12 protein-coding genes are annotated in these 13813 nt (G+C 43.7%); 6 read left to right on the plus strand and 6 right to left on the minus strand.

Going from position 1 to position 13813, the window contains the following annotated elements; translation table 11 throughout:
• The first annotated feature begins 64 nt into the window (after nt 1-64).
• On the plus strand, nt 65-631 hold the full coding sequence (locus MSG35_RS21235) for a molecular chaperone (protein ID WP_086969568.1): 567 nt from the start codon (nt 65-67) through the stop codon (nt 629-631).
• Nucleotides 631-1146 carry a ferredoxin-type protein NapF gene (gene napF / locus MSG35_RS21240; RefSeq protein ID WP_059020627.1) on the plus strand — a complete coding sequence of 172 codons (516 nt, stop codon included), beginning with the start codon at nt 631-633 and terminating at the stop codon, nt 1144-1146. Before MSG35_RS21235 ends, napF begins: the two co-directional genes overlap by 1 nt.
• 172 nt (nt 1147-1318) lie before the next feature.
• Here napF and yfaE read toward each other — a convergent pair whose 3' ends face one another.
• From yfaE to ubiG, 4 genes are all read right to left on the minus strand, one after another.
• Nucleotides 1319-1597, minus strand: a complete 279-nt coding sequence (gene yfaE / locus MSG35_RS21245) for a class I ribonucleotide reductase maintenance protein YfaE (RefSeq protein ID WP_010438115.1) — start codon at nt 1595-1597, stop codon at nt 1319-1321.
• The gene (nrdB, locus tag MSG35_RS21250) at nt 1597-2730 is read right to left on the minus strand and encodes a class Ia ribonucleoside-diphosphate reductase subunit beta (RefSeq protein ID WP_017063554.1); all 1134 of its coding nucleotides are present in this window, start codon (nt 2728-2730) and stop codon (nt 1597-1599) included. Before nrdB ends, yfaE begins: the two co-directional genes overlap by 1 nt.
• 103 nt (nt 2731-2833) lie before the next feature.
• Complete coding sequence (gene nrdA, locus MSG35_RS21255) at nt 2834-5116, minus strand: class 1a ribonucleoside-diphosphate reductase subunit alpha (RefSeq protein WP_017060992.1); 2283 nt, start codon at nt 5114-5116, stop codon at nt 2834-2836.
• 508 nt (nt 5117-5624) lie between these two features.
• The gene (gene ubiG / locus MSG35_RS21260) at nt 5625-6335 is read right to left on the minus strand and encodes a bifunctional 2-polyprenyl-6-hydroxyphenol methylase/3-demethylubiquinol 3-O-methyltransferase UbiG (protein WP_048613216.1); all 711 of its coding nucleotides are present in this window, start codon (nt 6333-6335) and stop codon (nt 5625-5627) included.
• A 291-nt stretch (nt 6336-6626) separates the two neighbouring features.
• On the opposite strand from ubiG, the gene gyrA reads away from it, so the two are divergent.
• Together gyrA and MSG35_RS21270 are read left to right on the plus strand one after the other, a co-directional pair.
• A complete protein-coding gene (gene gyrA, locus MSG35_RS21265) occupies nt 6627-9287 on the plus strand; it encodes a DNA topoisomerase (ATP-hydrolyzing) subunit A (RefSeq protein WP_048607208.1) in 2661 nt (886 codons plus the stop codon).
• 200 nt (nt 9288-9487) lie between these two features.
• Entirely contained in the window at nt 9488-10117 is a 630-nt protein-coding gene (locus tag MSG35_RS21270; protein ID WP_048607205.1) for a tetratricopeptide repeat protein, read from the plus strand.
• Nucleotides 10118-10156: 39 nt separating this feature from the next.
• Here the strand turns inward: MSG35_RS21270 and MSG35_RS21275 are convergent, their stop codons facing one another.
• Both MSG35_RS21275 and nrfA read right to left on the minus strand, forming a co-directional pair.
• On the minus strand, nt 10157-10501 hold the full coding sequence (locus MSG35_RS21275) for a rhodanese-like domain-containing protein (RefSeq protein WP_248384955.1): 345 nt from the start codon (nt 10499-10501) through the stop codon (nt 10157-10159).
• Between the two features lie 125 nt (nt 10502-10626).
• Nucleotides 10627-12057: an ammonia-forming nitrite reductase cytochrome c552 subunit gene (gene nrfA, locus MSG35_RS21280; protein WP_170930195.1), complete on the minus strand. Its 1431-nt coding sequence runs from the start codon at nt 12055-12057 to the stop codon at nt 10627-10629.
• Nucleotides 12058-12538: 481 nt separating this feature from the next.
• On the opposite strand from nrfA, the gene nrfB reads away from it, so the two are divergent.
• Nucleotides 12539-13123 (plus strand): cytochrome c nitrite reductase pentaheme subunit, encoded by a 585-nt coding sequence (gene nrfB / locus MSG35_RS21285; protein WP_019822323.1) that lies wholly within the window; start codon nt 12539-12541, stop codon nt 13121-13123.
• A 3-nt stretch (nt 13124-13126) separates the two neighbouring features.
• A complete protein-coding gene (gene nrfC / locus MSG35_RS21290; RefSeq protein WP_048607200.1) occupies nt 13127-13813 on the plus strand; it encodes a cytochrome c nitrite reductase Fe-S protein in 687 nt (228 codons plus the stop codon).

Here is a 13813-nt window from a genome sequence, read left to right on the forward strand (position 1 = left end):
GATCAAAGAATGAAATGGATTAATTAATATAATTATCTTTAAACCTATAACGGTATAAATAATAATGATTATCGATACGCATAAATTATTGGGTTCGCTATTTTATCAAGCGACAAGTAAAGAACAGTTGGTCACCATTGTTGAAGCTTTGGTTGAGAGCGAAGTGCTCTCTGAGGAATGCTTGCAGGCATTGAGAGGCGAAGACGAAGATGCGCTCGCTGCAGAGTTCAGTCGCCTGTTTGAAGGCGTTGGAGACATGCCTGCTCCGCCTTGGGGGTCTGTGTACTTAGATAAAGATCGCGTTGTGTTCGGTGCTTCTACTGTAGAGTATCGCCAGTTTTTAGAATTGAATCAGATTGAATTAGACACTGGGTTAAGAGAGCCGGAAGATCAATTTGGTTTAATGTTATTCGCTCATGCGTATTTGTTAGAAAATAAAAATATCAATTCAGCTGGTGAATTACTTGAGAGTCACTTATTCACTTGGTCTTCTGCTTATTTAGAAAAATTAAATAAAGCATCAGAGCTATCTTTTTATAAAAAGCTATCGGTTGATGTAATAGATTGGTTTAAGTACTTAACATCTGAATATAATTTAAACGTTGCTACTAAAAAGTTATATATCGACTAATGTCTGAACAAATAAATTCAAATAGACGCGGTTTTTTAACTCGACTTTCTAAACCGGTTAAAGCAGCCGCGAATTATGAAGAGATATCACAGCGCTTGCACGCAAGGCCGCCAAGAGCGGTCGACGAGGTGCTGTTTGAGCGTCTTTGCGACGGTTGTGAGCTGTGTGAGCAAGCGTGTCCGAATAGCGTTATTGAAATGCTAGAGGGCAGTGCGCTGCTGAATTTGGATTACAACAGTTGTTCTATGTGTAACAAATGCACTGAAGTGTGTCCGACTGGCGCACTTCATCCAACGGTCACACCTTATATCGACCTCAAGCCGAGTTTTGCTGATAGCTGCAATAATTACATGCAAATGGATTGTTCAGCATGCCAAACTGCGTGTTCAGCAGGTGCGATACACATCGAAGTAGGAGAGTTGCCTACAGTGGACAAAGATAAGTGTAACGGCTGTGGAGAGTGCCGAAGCGCTTGTTATATTGGCTCTGTGACTCTTAACCTGACTCGGCAATAAACGTTTGGCTTTGTATGACGCAAGCCAACAGGAAGACTTTGGCTGAGTGCTGTATGAGTTGTTTCAGATATCTAAAGACATAAATAGAAAAGGGTCCGCATTCCTAAAGGAAGCGGACCCTTTTTAATTCTTATTGAAGATATTCGAACAAAGCGACCTAAAGCCAGTTGGCTTATGCGCGTTTTTGCTTGTTTCTATGAATAACGTTACTCAGCGATAGCTCAGTCTTTGCTTTACAGATGCAAGGCAATATTTCATTACCTTGCGTGTAAGCCATAGCAAAACCAACGTACTCGACCTCTCCAGAATCCAACGTGCAACGGCAAGCGCCACAGTGGCCATCTCGGCAGTTGTATTCTGGCTCTAACCCCGCTTGTTCCATTGTTTCCAATAGAGTGTTTGAAGGGTTAGATTCAATAGAAGTCAGCTTGTTGATTTTGATTGTTGGCATTACAGCTCAAATCCTTCAAAGTCGTCAGCTTTTACTTCGTTGTCGATTTGGCCAACTAGGTAAGAACTGATTTCTGCTTCTTGTGGAGCAACTTGAACGTTATCTGAAGACAACCAAGCGTTGATCCATGGAATCGGGTTCGACGTTGCTGCTGGGTAAGCAGTACCTAGACCAACAGCCTGCATACGGATGTTGGTAATGTACTCAACGTATTGGCAAAGTATGTCTTTGTTTAGACCAATCATAGAGCCATCTTTGAATAGGTATTCTGCCCACTCTTTTTCTTGCTCAGCCGCTTCTTTGAATAGGTCGAAACACTCTTGCTTACATTCTTCAGCGATCTGCATGAATTCGAAGTCATCTTGACCGTTACGTAGCAAGTTGATCATGTGCTGTGTACCAGTAAGGTGAAGTGCTTCATCACGAGCGATTAGCTTGATGATCTTCGCGTTACCTTCCATTAGCTCACGTTCAGCGAATGCAAATGAACATGCGAAACTTACGTAGAAACGAATCGCTTCTAGTGCGTTTACAGACATTAGACATAGGTAAAGTTTCTTCTTCAGGTCGTGAAGTGAAATCTTAACGTCTTCGCCGTTGATGCTGTGGTTGCCTTCACCGTAGCGGTGGTAGTCAGCCGTTAGCTTGATTAGGTCGTCGTAGTAGAAAGCGATGTCTTTAGCGCGCTTTAGAATCTCTTCGTTTTCAACGATGTCGTCGAATACTACGCCTGGATCATTCACGATGTTACGGATGATGTGCGTGTAAGAACGAGAGTGAATCGTTTCAGAGAAAGACCAAGTTTCAATCCAAGTTTCAACTTCTGGTAGAGATACCAGTGGAAGTAGGGCAACGTTAGGGCTGCGGCCTTGGATAGAATCTAGAAGCGTTTGGTACTTCAAGTTAGAGATGAAGATGTGCTTTTCATGCTCAGGAAGCTTGTTGTAGTCGATACGGTCGCTAGACACGTCTACTTCTTCTGGACGCCAGAAGAAAGAAAGCTGCTTCTCGATCAACTTTTCGAAGATTTCGAATTTTTGTTGGTCGTAACGTGCAACGTTTACCGACTGACCCAAGAACATTGGTTCTTTTAGTTGGTCATTTTTTTGCTGAGAAAAAGTACTGTAAGCCATAAATGCCTCAAATCCTTTAAAGACCCGTAATAAAACGGACCCTGTTAATGCTTTAAACCCAGAGAAGATAACTCTTCTCTGGGGTCTTAATGTTTATTGCGGTTTAGATCTTACAACCGCCGCCTTCACAATCTTCTTCCGGCACTTGAACTGCATCGCCTTGGTCGTCTTTAGCACCATCACGAGTGTTATGGTAGTAAAGCGTCTTAACACCGTACTTGTACGCTGTTAGTAGGTCTTGAAGCAGCTTCTTCATTGGTACTTTACCGCTGTCGTAAACACTTGGATCATAGTTAGTGTTTGCAGAGATAGCTTGGTCAACGAATTTTTGCATGATACCCACTAGGTGTAGGTAACCGTCGTTAGAACCAATGTTCCAAAGTAGCTCGTAGTTCTCTTTAAGATTTAGGAAATCTGGAACCACTTGCTTCAGGATGCCGTCTTTCGATGCTTTCACTGATACGTAACCACGTGGTGGCTCGATACCGTTAGTCGCGTTCGAGATTTGAGACGATGTCTCAGAAGGCATAAGCGCTGTTAGCGTAGAGTTACGCAGACCGTGCTCCATGATCTCTTCACGTAGAGAATCCCAATCGTAGTGCAGTGGCTCTTCACATACTAAGTCGATATCTTTTTTGTAAGTATCGATTGGCAGTAGGCCTTTCGCGTAGTTGGTCTCGTGGAAAGATGGGCAACGGCCTTGCTCTTTCGCTAGTTCAACAGATGCTTTTAGCAAGTGGTATTGAATTGCTTCAAAAGTACGATGAGTCAGGCCATTCGCGCTGCCATCAGAGTACTTAACACCATTCTTAGCTAGGTAGTATGCGTAGTTGATTACACCTACACCTAAAGTACGACGGTTCATTGTCGACTTGTATGCAGCTGGAAGCGGGTAGTCTTGGTAATCAAGCAGTGCATCTAGAGCACGAACAACCAGCTCAGAAAGCTCTGCTAGGTCGTCTAGTTCATTGATTGCGCCAAGGTTGAATGCTGAAAGCGTACATAGTGCAATTTCGCCTTCGTCATCTTCTACGTTAGAAAGTGGCTTAGTAGGAAGCGCGATTTCTAGACATAGGTTCGATTGACGAACAGGTGCAACTTCAGAATCAAACGGGCTGTGTGTATTACAGTGGTCAACGTTCTGAATGTAGATACGACCAGTAGAAGCACGCTCTTGCATTAGCAGAGAGAACAGCTCAACGGCTTTAACCGTTTCACGCTTCACTGAAGGATCGTTTTCGTACTTAACGTATAGCTCTTCAAAACGGTCTTGGTTTTCGAAGAACGCATCGTAAAGGCCAGGTACGTCTGAAGGTGAGAACAGGCTGATGTTGCCACCTTGAACTAGGCGAGAGTACATAAGCTTGTTCAGTTGTACGCCGTAATCCATGTGACGAACACGGTTCTCTTCAACGCCGCGGTTGTTTTTCAGTACTAATAGAGACTGAACTTCACCGTGCCATAGTGGGTAGAACACTGTTGCTGCACCGCCACGAACACCACCTTGAGAACAACATTTTACTGCTGTCTGGAAGTATTTGTAGAAAGGGATACAGCCCGTGTGGAACGCTTCACCATTACGGATTTCAGAACCAAGTGCGCGGATACGACCTGCGTTGATACCAATACCAGCACGTTGAGATACGTAACGAACAATTGAGCTTGCTGTTGCGTTGATTGAATCAAGGCTGTCACCACACTCGATCAGTACACAAGAACTGAATTGACGAGTAGGCGTACGTACACCAGACATGATCGGTGTAGGTAGAGAAATCTTAAACGTAGACGATGCGTCGTAAAAACGTTTGATGTAGTCAAGACGAGTCGATTTCGGGTATTTAGCGAATAGACACGCAGCAACTAAAATGTAAAGGAACTGAGCACTCTCGTAGATTTCTTTCGTTACACGGTTTTGCACGAAGTATTTACCTTCGAGCTGCTTAACCGCTGCGTAAGAGAAGTCTAAGTCACGTTTGTGGTCGATGTACTCGTCAAGCTCTTCGAATTCAGCTTTCGTGTAGTCTTCCATAAGGTGGCTATCGTATTTACCCATATCAACCAGTTTTGCAACGTGGTCATACAGTGCAGGCGGCTCGTATTCGCCGTACGCTTTTTTACGTAGGTGGAATACAGACAGACGTGCTGCTAGATATTGGTAATCAGGAGTCTCTTCAGAGATTAAATCCGCTGCTGACTTGATGATAGTTTCATGAATGTCAGTAGTGGTGATGCCATCGTAAAACTGAATGTGAGCTTTCAATTCTACTTGTGATACAGAAACATTGTGCAAGCCTTCAGCTGCCCATGTAATCACGCGATGGATCTTCTCTAGATCGATCGTTTCTTTGCGCCCGTTACGCTTGGTAACAGTAAGTTGTTGGTTCATTCTGCTTAATTTCCCTAACAAAACTGAACAAGGCCGTGTTTTTGTGTATTTCTTTGTAATTTTTGTAAATTACGTTTCGGCTTTGTGATCTTGGTCTACCCATACATTGTAGTTCAAACACAACATATAGGGGTCATTTGTTTGTTGGGTTACAAGATAGTGCTACAACTGATATTTTTCAAGGTAAAGAAATGGGGTTGCTTGTGGATAAGTGGTGGATTGAAAAAAAACTGTAAGTGACCACTAACTGATGAGGTTAGATGTGACTTGATTGTATAAAAGCCGGCTTTTAATGATGCTTTATTTTTGCACGCCCATAAAAAAAAATCCCTTGATCTTTGGCCAAAATGGGCGATGGATTTTGGGCGATTAAATTTAAATCGAGGTGGTCAAAATGGAAGCTAGCGCACGAAATTTAGACTGAAAAAAGTCGCAAAGTTATGGTAATTGCAACTCTTTTCATTCGTCTTTTTTACAAAAGATTTTACGGTAGGGCTACCGATATTTTTTAGCCAAAGTTTTGTGTGTGAACGATGTAGTTCACATCGACTTTTTGGCCTAAACGGTAGGTGTTCGTCAACGGGTTATAGTGCAGGCCTGTAATGCCTAATTCTTGCAGCGGAGTGTTATCGACCATCTTGATAAGTTCAGCAGGGCGAATGAACTTCTCGTGTTCATGAGTGCCTTCTGGAACGATCTTCAATAGCTTCTCTGCACCAACAATCGCAAACAAGTAAGATTTGAAGTTACGGTTCAATGTAGAAAAGAACACGTGGCCGCCCGGTTTCACCAATTTTGAACAGGCAGTGATAACAGATTGCGGGTCAGGAACGTGTTCAAGCATTTCCATGCACGTTACTACATCATACATCTGTGGGTTCTGTTCTGCGTGGTCTTCGATAGTGCTCTGGATGTAATCGAGCTTGGTGCCAGTTTCCAATGCGTGAAGGCGTGCAACTTCTAGCGGTTCTTTACCCATGTCTAGGCCTGTTACTATCGCACCTTCAACCGCCATGCTTTCTGCAAGAATACCGCCGCCGCAGCCAACATCGAGGACTTTCTTGCCAAACAGGCCTTCCGTCTTCTCTAATACGTAATTTAGGCGCAGTGGGTTGATTTGATGTAGCGGCTTAAATTCGCCTTCTAGATCCCACCAGCGTGACGCCATGTCTTCGAATTTCTTGATTTCTGCTGGGTCTACGTTCTGTGATTTAGTCATAATCGGCATTTCCAAGTTAAATAATGCATCCATGAAATTGCAGGCATTATAACTTGCCTTTTCGTGCTGACCAGAAGATCTACAATTTTGCTAGTTTATTGGATGTAAAGTGACCATGTTTCAGCAAGATATGATGCGGAGGTGCAATTTCTCATCAATTGATTGGCTACAAGGGTCACAAGATGGTAAAAGGAGAGGGAAAGTGATGCCTCCGTAGGTAAATTTGTGTTATATTTTTCGGTCTTATACGTATTCAAAAATACGATCTGACTATAGAGGGAAAATGGCTCTATGAGCGATCTAGCGAAAGAGATCACGCCCGTAAATATTGAAGATGAGCTTAGAGGTTCATACCTAGACTACGCGATGTCCGTCATCGTTGGTCGTGCCCTTCCAGATGTGCGTGATGGCCTAAAACCAGTACACCGCCGCGTTTTGTTCGCGATGAATGTACTAGGTAATGATTGGAACAAACCATATAAAAAGTCTGCTCGTGTAGTAGGTGATGTAATCGGTAAATACCACCCGCATGGTGATAGTGCTGTATACGATACAATTGTTCGTATGGCTCAACCGTTCTCACTGCGTTACATGCTAGTTGATGGCCAAGGTAACTTTGGTTCTATCGATGGCGACTCCGCGGCTGCAATGCGTTATACCGAAGTTCGTATGGCGAAAATTGCTCACGAGCTACTGGCTGACCTTGATAAGGAAACTGTGGATTACGTACCGAACTACGATGGTACAGAACAAATTCCAGCAGTACTTCCTACAAAAATTCCTAACCTATTGGTAAACGGTGCTTCTGGTATCGCAGTAGGTATGGCTACCAACATTCCACCGCATAACCTTGGTGAAGTTGTTGATGGCTGTTTGGCTTACATCAATAATGAAGAGATCACTATTGATGAGCTAATGGACTACATTCCTGGTCCTGACTTCCCAACAGCAGCACTTATCAGTGGTCGTAAAGGCATCGTTGATGCTTATAAGACTGGCCGCGGTAAGGTTTACATGCGTTCAAAAGCGGATATCGAAGTAGAGAAGAATGGTAAAGAAACCATTATCGTTACTGAGATCCCTTACCAAGTAAACAAAGCTCGTTTGATCGAGAAGATTGCTGAACTGGTTAAAGATAAGAAAGTCGAAGGCATCAGTGCACTGCGTGACGAATCTGATAAAGATGGTATGCGTATTGTTATTGAATGTAAGCGTGATGCAGTAGGCGAAGTGGTTCTAAACAACCTATACGCTCAAACTCAACTGCAAACGACTTTCGGTATCAACATGGTTGCGTTGAACAACGGTCAACCACAGTTGTTCAACATCAAAGACATGCTTAAGTGCTTCGTAGACCACCGTCGCGAAGTTGTTACACGTCGTACTATCTTCGAACTGAAGAAAGCGCGCGATCGTGCACACATCCTTGAAGCACTGTCTCTAGCACTTGCTAACATCGACGAAATCATTGAGCTTATCCGTAACGCTCCAACACCAGCTGAAGCAAAAGCTGGCTTAGTTGCACGCGGTTGGGATCTTGGTAACGTTGCTTCAATGCTTGAGCGTGCTGGTACTGATGCGGCTCGTCCTGATTGGTTGGAAGACCAATACGGCATCCGCGATGGCCAATACTTCCTAACGGAAACACAAGCACAAGCTATTCTAGAACTTCGTCTTCACCGCCTAACTGGCCTTGAGCACGAGAAGATTCTAGACGAGTACAAAGCACTTCTAGAAGAAATCGCTGAGCTAATGCACATTCTTGCAAGCACTGAGCGTTTGATGGAAGTTATCCGTGAAGAACTTGAAGCGGTACGTGAAATCTATGGCGACGAGCGTCGTACAGAAATCACAGCGGCAGTTCATGACATCGACATGGAAGAGCTGATTGCTCAAGAAGACGTTGTAGTAACGCTTTCTAACGCAGGTTACGTTAAGTACCAAATCCTAAGCGACTACGAATCTCAACGTCGTGGTGGTAAAGGTAAGAGTGCAACTAAGATGAAAGATGAGGATTACATTGAGCGTCTGCTTGTTGCTAATACTCACGATAACATCCTATGTTTCTCTACTCGTGGTAAGACATACCGTCTGAAAGTTTACCAACTACCATTAGCAAGTCGTACTGCTCGTGGTAAGCCTATCGTGAACATTCTTCCTCTAGAAGAAGGTGAACGTATTACGGCTATCCTGCCTGTTTCTGAGTTCTCTAACGAGAAATTCATCTTCATGGCAACGGGTGACGGTACAGTTAAGAAGACATCACTGGATCAATTCGCAAACGTACGTGCTAACGGCCTAATCGCAGTTAACCTACGTGACGACGATTCACTGATTGGCGTTGATATCACTAACGGTGATAGCGACATCATGCTGTTCTCTAAATCGGGCAAAGTTGTTCGCTTTAACGAGGACAAAGTACGTGCAATGGGCCGTACTGCCTCTGGTGTTCGTGGTATGAAGCTTCCAGAAGACGATCAAGTAGTTTCACTGATTGTTCCTTCTAACGAAGGCGATATCCTAACTGTGACTGAAAATGGTTACGGTAAGCGTACTGAGCTAGCTGAATACCCAACGAAAGGCCGTGCAACGCAAGGTGTAGTATCTATCAAAGTCTCTGAACGTAATGGCCCAGTTGTTGGCGCTGTTCAAGTTGAAGAAGGCGATGAAATGATGATGATCACCGACGCAGGTACGCTAGTACGTACTCGCGTAGCGGAAGTTAGCCAAGTTGGTCGTAACACTCAAGGTGTAACACTGATTCGTACTGCTGAAGACGAGAATGTTGTAGGTCTACAACGTATCGACGAAGTAGAAGAAGCTGAGATTGTAGAAGGCGAAGCTGAAGAAGCTGGTGCTGAAACTATCAATGCTGACGTTGCTGAATCAAGTGAAGAGCAAGCATCAGATGCTTCTGACTCTGAAAGTGATAGCGAGCAAGACACTGAGTAATCTCAATTACGCTAAGTAATTAAGCTTACCATTGAAAAAACCGAGCCTAAGTGCTCGGTTTTTTATTGCCTGTTATTTGTGAAACTTGGTATGACTTTATAGCAGAGCTGTGATCGCTAAAATCTCGATAGCTAAACCTTGATCAATATAGAGGAGAGATGAAAACGATAGAGTAGGGAGTGAATAGAAAGGAGTGTGAAATGGACATCTGGTTGTTGGTTGCGTTGGTACTAATGAGCTTGTTTTTGATTGTGGTCGTCATCGCGGCGAACAAAAACAGCGGTCATCTAAAAAGCAATGTAGTGATTTCGATTACTGCGGTCGCTTTGAGCGTGTTTGTTTGGTCTCAACTGAAACAAGAGATACCTCAACTTCCTTTAGATGATAACAATAGTTACACGGCAACAGATTTCGAAGATGAGCTTCAGCAAAGCCTCAAACAAGATCCGAATCAATCCGATTTGTGGTTTAAGCTTGGTGGTGTGTATATGCAGAAAGGGGAATTTGATGCAGCGTTCACCTGTTACGACTACGCGATTCGATTAGATCCTCAAGCACCTTCCGGGCTCTATGCAGCCAAAGCAACGGCACTTTACTATCTTAGTTCACAAGCGATGAGCGATGACGTGAATGCGTTATTGGCTCACTCAATGCAGCTTGATCCTAATGATCGTACGGCATTGATGCTGATTGCGACCGATCACTTCATCAGCATGCGCTATCAACAAGCGATTGATGCGTGGACTCAAATCCTCGATTCCAATCAAAAGGGGATTGATCGCGTTTCGATTATTCATTCGATCAACCAAGCCAAACAGATGATCCGTTAAGCTTGGCATAATCGCTAGTCGTTAATCGTTTGTTTTTAGTTATTTACTTTCCTGCATTTCAATCAACCCACCTGCGTTATGGATTTGAGTAAACCCTTGAGTTCGCAAGAATTGATAGGCTTGTCCTGATCGATTGCCACTGCGGCAATACAAAACGATCGGTTGGTCTTTATCTATCTTAGCGAAGTGAGTAGCCACTTCAGAAAGAGGGTAGTTGATGGCGTTGTTTAGATGCCCTTGTTCGAACTCTGCTGGTGTTCTGACATCAACCACTAATGCGCCTTTCTCTATTAATTCCCACCCTGTCTCAGCACGCTCAGAAGCGTGAACGCCTGAACTGAGCTGTGCGATACATAATGCTGAAAGTGAAAGTAAGGTTTTCATTGTCTATTCCTTGAATTGGCGAGTGGATTGGGGAGGAGATATTGATGTGTATTGCCCCAAACCTAAAAAACCAGCCACACAATAATAGTGTGACTGGTTTTTACCTAATGGTCTAATTGAAGAAACTAGTATTCGTAGTTGGCTTCACGCTTTTCAGCTTGCTCTTCCCATTTAGGAACAACTGTGTCTAAGAAGTGTTGTTTCTCAGCGTTCATCTTATCCATGTCCATTCCAAGCGCTTTTTGAGCCGCTTCTTTGGTCGAGATGTCTGGAATCTCGATTGGATCAGTGATGCCTTTCTTTGCCAGTAGGCGAACAATCTTAGTACGAGCATCGGCTGCGCGGTCAACGGCAGTACCTAGCACTTCTAGAGCGATTTCAGGAGCGTGCATATGAACGCCATGAGATGCAATAGCGTAGTCCCAGCGCCATTGAGCATGACGGATATCCAGTAGGATAGGCTCCATCTCTTGCTCTGTCGCACCTGCTTCCCATGCCGCGCCTGCTTCAAAGTGAGCGGCAACGATTTGTTTCTCAGCAGTCAGCTTCATGTTCAACACTTGCGCTTTACGGCTTGAAACGATGTTACGCATGGTTTCTTTAGATTGAGTGTGACAGTTTGCACACGTATCTTCGAAGCGGTCGAATGGGTTACCCACTTTATGGTCGGTATAAACGGTGCCATCTTCTTTGGTCACTTTCGGCATATGACAGTCAACACAAGCAACTTTGTTTTTGCCGTGAATGCCTTCACGCCACGTTTCATAGCCAGGGTGCTGTGCTTTTAGCATTGGCGCTTTAGATACTTTGTGCGTCCAATCTTTAAAGCCGATTCCATCGTAATACTCTTCCATTTGCTCAACACGAGTCCCTTTGTCCCAAGGGAATTTCACGCCTTTGGTTGGCCCTGTAAAGTAGTATTCCACATGACATTGAGCACAAACAGAAGCTTGTTGATCTAAGCGACCTTGGTCTTCAAACTTCTTACCAATCGCATCGAACGCACGTTCAACATAAGGACGCGTCACCTTCAGTGCTGGCTCACCATTTTTAAAGCCTTCGCTTTGGGTATCGTGACAGTCTGCACAGCCAATAGGATTCACAATCTCGTTGCCAAGACGTGCCCATTTACCTTCAAAGTAACCGTCTTCGCCACGCTCTTCGATAACACGTGCTACGTCTGGGCTTTTACAGCTCCAACACGCCATTGGCATAGGGCCTGAACTTTCGTCAGTTGGGCCGCCAGTACGGAGCGTTTGTCTTACATCGTCAATCGCATAAAAGTGACCACGTGCTTTGTTGTAATCTTTTGCGAAGCCGTAGCCAGCCCACATGATAACCATGTTTGGATCTTCTTTTAGTGCGTCTTCAATGGTTTCGCTTTCTGAAGTTTGTCTCCATGAATGATATTGATCTGGGTGGTTTTGCTCGAACTGATCGTTACGAGGATCGCCAATTTCTTTTTGTTCAGACGCAGCAAAACTGGTCGCGCTTGCTAATGACGCGCTAACCATTAATAGTGCTGTGACCGAATTACGTATCCAATGCTTTTTCACAGTGATATCTCCAATATACTGATTTTTATACCAAGCGTTGTGAGTTTGCTATTCAAATTAAGAACTGGAGAATTCCTGTTTATATTAATTCATAAACAAACACATTTTGTTACGTGTTGGATATAGATTGTCCCAGATCAATTAATGGCAGTGACCTTAATCACGTTGAAGTTTATATAACCCTAAAGTGGTATTGGTGGTTAGATTAATTAGAATTTAACTGAGAATTATTATCATATATAACAATCAATTACCTAAATTGACCATGATATAAATAGGGTGATTGCGTTCACAGATTAACCTATCGAAATTTCGTATTACCCAATTAGAGGTATATTCTAACTATAGAAAGCGTTGTGGCTTATCCAAAATAAGAATTGATATCATTTAAACGGTAATAATATCGTTTAAGGGTACTTTTGTTTAACCGGAATATTATTTAGTTGAGAGTTAAATAATGCCGGTATAAGGAAAGGATAAAATGGGCAATATTAAATTGGCCATAGTCATAATGCTTAAATCCCTTCTAGCATTCTGCCTCTATGGTTATTCCATTCATGCTGTTGCTGAGCCTGCTGTTACGCCAGTAGGGGAATCAACAAGACATGAAGTCGAATTAATCCGTGACAAAGACTACAAGTGTGTTCAGTGCCATAAAGATTCAAAAGAAACGGTATTGGGTTCACATGGTGAAAGTGCACACGCTTTGCTTGGCCGTGAAGTAAACTGTACCGACTGTCATAGTTCTATTAGCCCCGACCACCGCGAAGGCGCGCCTAAAGTGGTGAAGTATCGTGAGGCTCAATCACAACCAGGGACCGACAAGGTTTACCTAGATCCTAGCTTAATTTTAGATGCCAATAGCCAGTGTATCGATTGTCACAAGCCTGATGATCTGCGCGAAGCGAGCTGGACCCACGACGTTCACGCACAAAATTTAACGTGTTCAAACTGCCATGATGTTCATGCGACAGAAGCAAAGGTGTTGGGCTTAGATAAGAAGCAAACCATCAAGCTGTGTGTGGATTGCCATTCAGACTTCAACCAGAAGAAAGAAGGGGAGTAATCTATGAGCTGCTCAAGAAGAAACTTTTTAGCTGGCGCGGGTGCCGTTATTTTTACCACAGGTGTTGCGGGAACCGCAGCTGTGACAAGTCGTAAAACGTTGGCCAATGTTCAAGAGGATGGGGCTAAACGTTATGGAATGATTCATGACGAGACCGCGTGTATTGGTTGCACCGCTTGTACAGAAGCTTGTCGTGAAGTGAACAAAGTGCCTGAAGGTGTATCGCGCTTAGAGATTATTAAGAGCGAACCTCAAGGCGAATATCCAAATGTTGATTACCGTTTTACTCGTAACTCTTGCCAACATTGTGATAACGCACCCTGCGTGATGGTTTGCCCGACAGGTGCAGCCTATAAAGATGAAAAAACCGGCATTGTCGATGTTCATCAAGAGAAGTGTGTCGGTTGCGGTTACTGCTTGTTAGCTTGTCCGTATCAAGTGCGTTTTTTCCATCCAGAGAACAAATCCGCAGATAAATGTAACTTCTGTCGTGATACCAATCTTGCACAAGGGAAGCTGCCTGCTTGTGTCGAATCTTGCCCGACCAAGGCGCTAGTATTTGGCGATCTAAATGACCCTAAGAGTGAGATAAACAAGGTGCTTAAATCTGAGGTGGTTTACCGAGATAAAGCTTATCTAGGCACTCAGCCAAAACTCTACAAAGTGCCACACCAAAAAGGGGAGATTTGA

It is taken from the genome of Vibrio sp. 1CM23M (genome assembly GCF_023161755.1).
Taxonomy (GTDB): Bacteria; Pseudomonadota; Gammaproteobacteria; order Enterobacterales; family Vibrionaceae; genus Vibrio; species Vibrio coralliirubri.

Bases quoted from the DNA above. Each gene is read 5' to 3' on its own strand.
- MSG35_RS21235 (WP_086969568.1), top strand. From the start codon at position 65: ATGATTATCGATACGCATAAATTATTGGGTTCGCTATTTTATCAAGCG.
- napF (WP_059020627.1), top strand. From the start codon at position 631: ATGTCTGAACAAATAAATTCAAATAGACGCGGTTTTTTAACTCGACTT.
- yfaE (WP_010438115.1), bottom strand. From the start codon at position 1,597: ATGCCAACAATCAAAATCAACAAGCTGACTTCTATTGAATCTAACCCT.
- nrdB (WP_017063554.1), bottom strand. From the start codon at position 2,730: ATGGCTTACAGTACTTTTTCTCAGCAAAAAAATGACCAACTAAAAGAA.
- nrdA (WP_017060992.1), bottom strand. From the start codon at position 5,116: ATGAACCAACAACTTACTGTTACCAAGCGTAACGGGCGCAAAGAAACG.
- ubiG (WP_048613216.1), bottom strand. From the start codon at position 6,335: ATGACTAAATCACAGAACGTAGACCCAGCAGAAATCAAGAAATTCGAA.
- gyrA (WP_048607208.1), top strand. From the start codon at position 6,627: ATGAGCGATCTAGCGAAAGAGATCACGCCCGTAAATATTGAAGATGAG.
- MSG35_RS21270 (WP_048607205.1), top strand. From the start codon at position 9,488: ATGGACATCTGGTTGTTGGTTGCGTTGGTACTAATGAGCTTGTTTTTG.
- MSG35_RS21275 (WP_248384955.1), bottom strand. From the start codon at position 10,501: ATGAAAACCTTACTTTCACTTTCAGCATTATGTATCGCACAGCTCAGT.
- nrfB (WP_019822323.1), top strand. From the start codon at position 12,539: ATGGGCAATATTAAATTGGCCATAGTCATAATGCTTAAATCCCTTCTA.
- nrfC (WP_048607200.1), top strand. From the start codon at position 13,127: ATGAGCTGCTCAAGAAGAAACTTTTTAGCTGGCGCGGGTGCCGTTATT.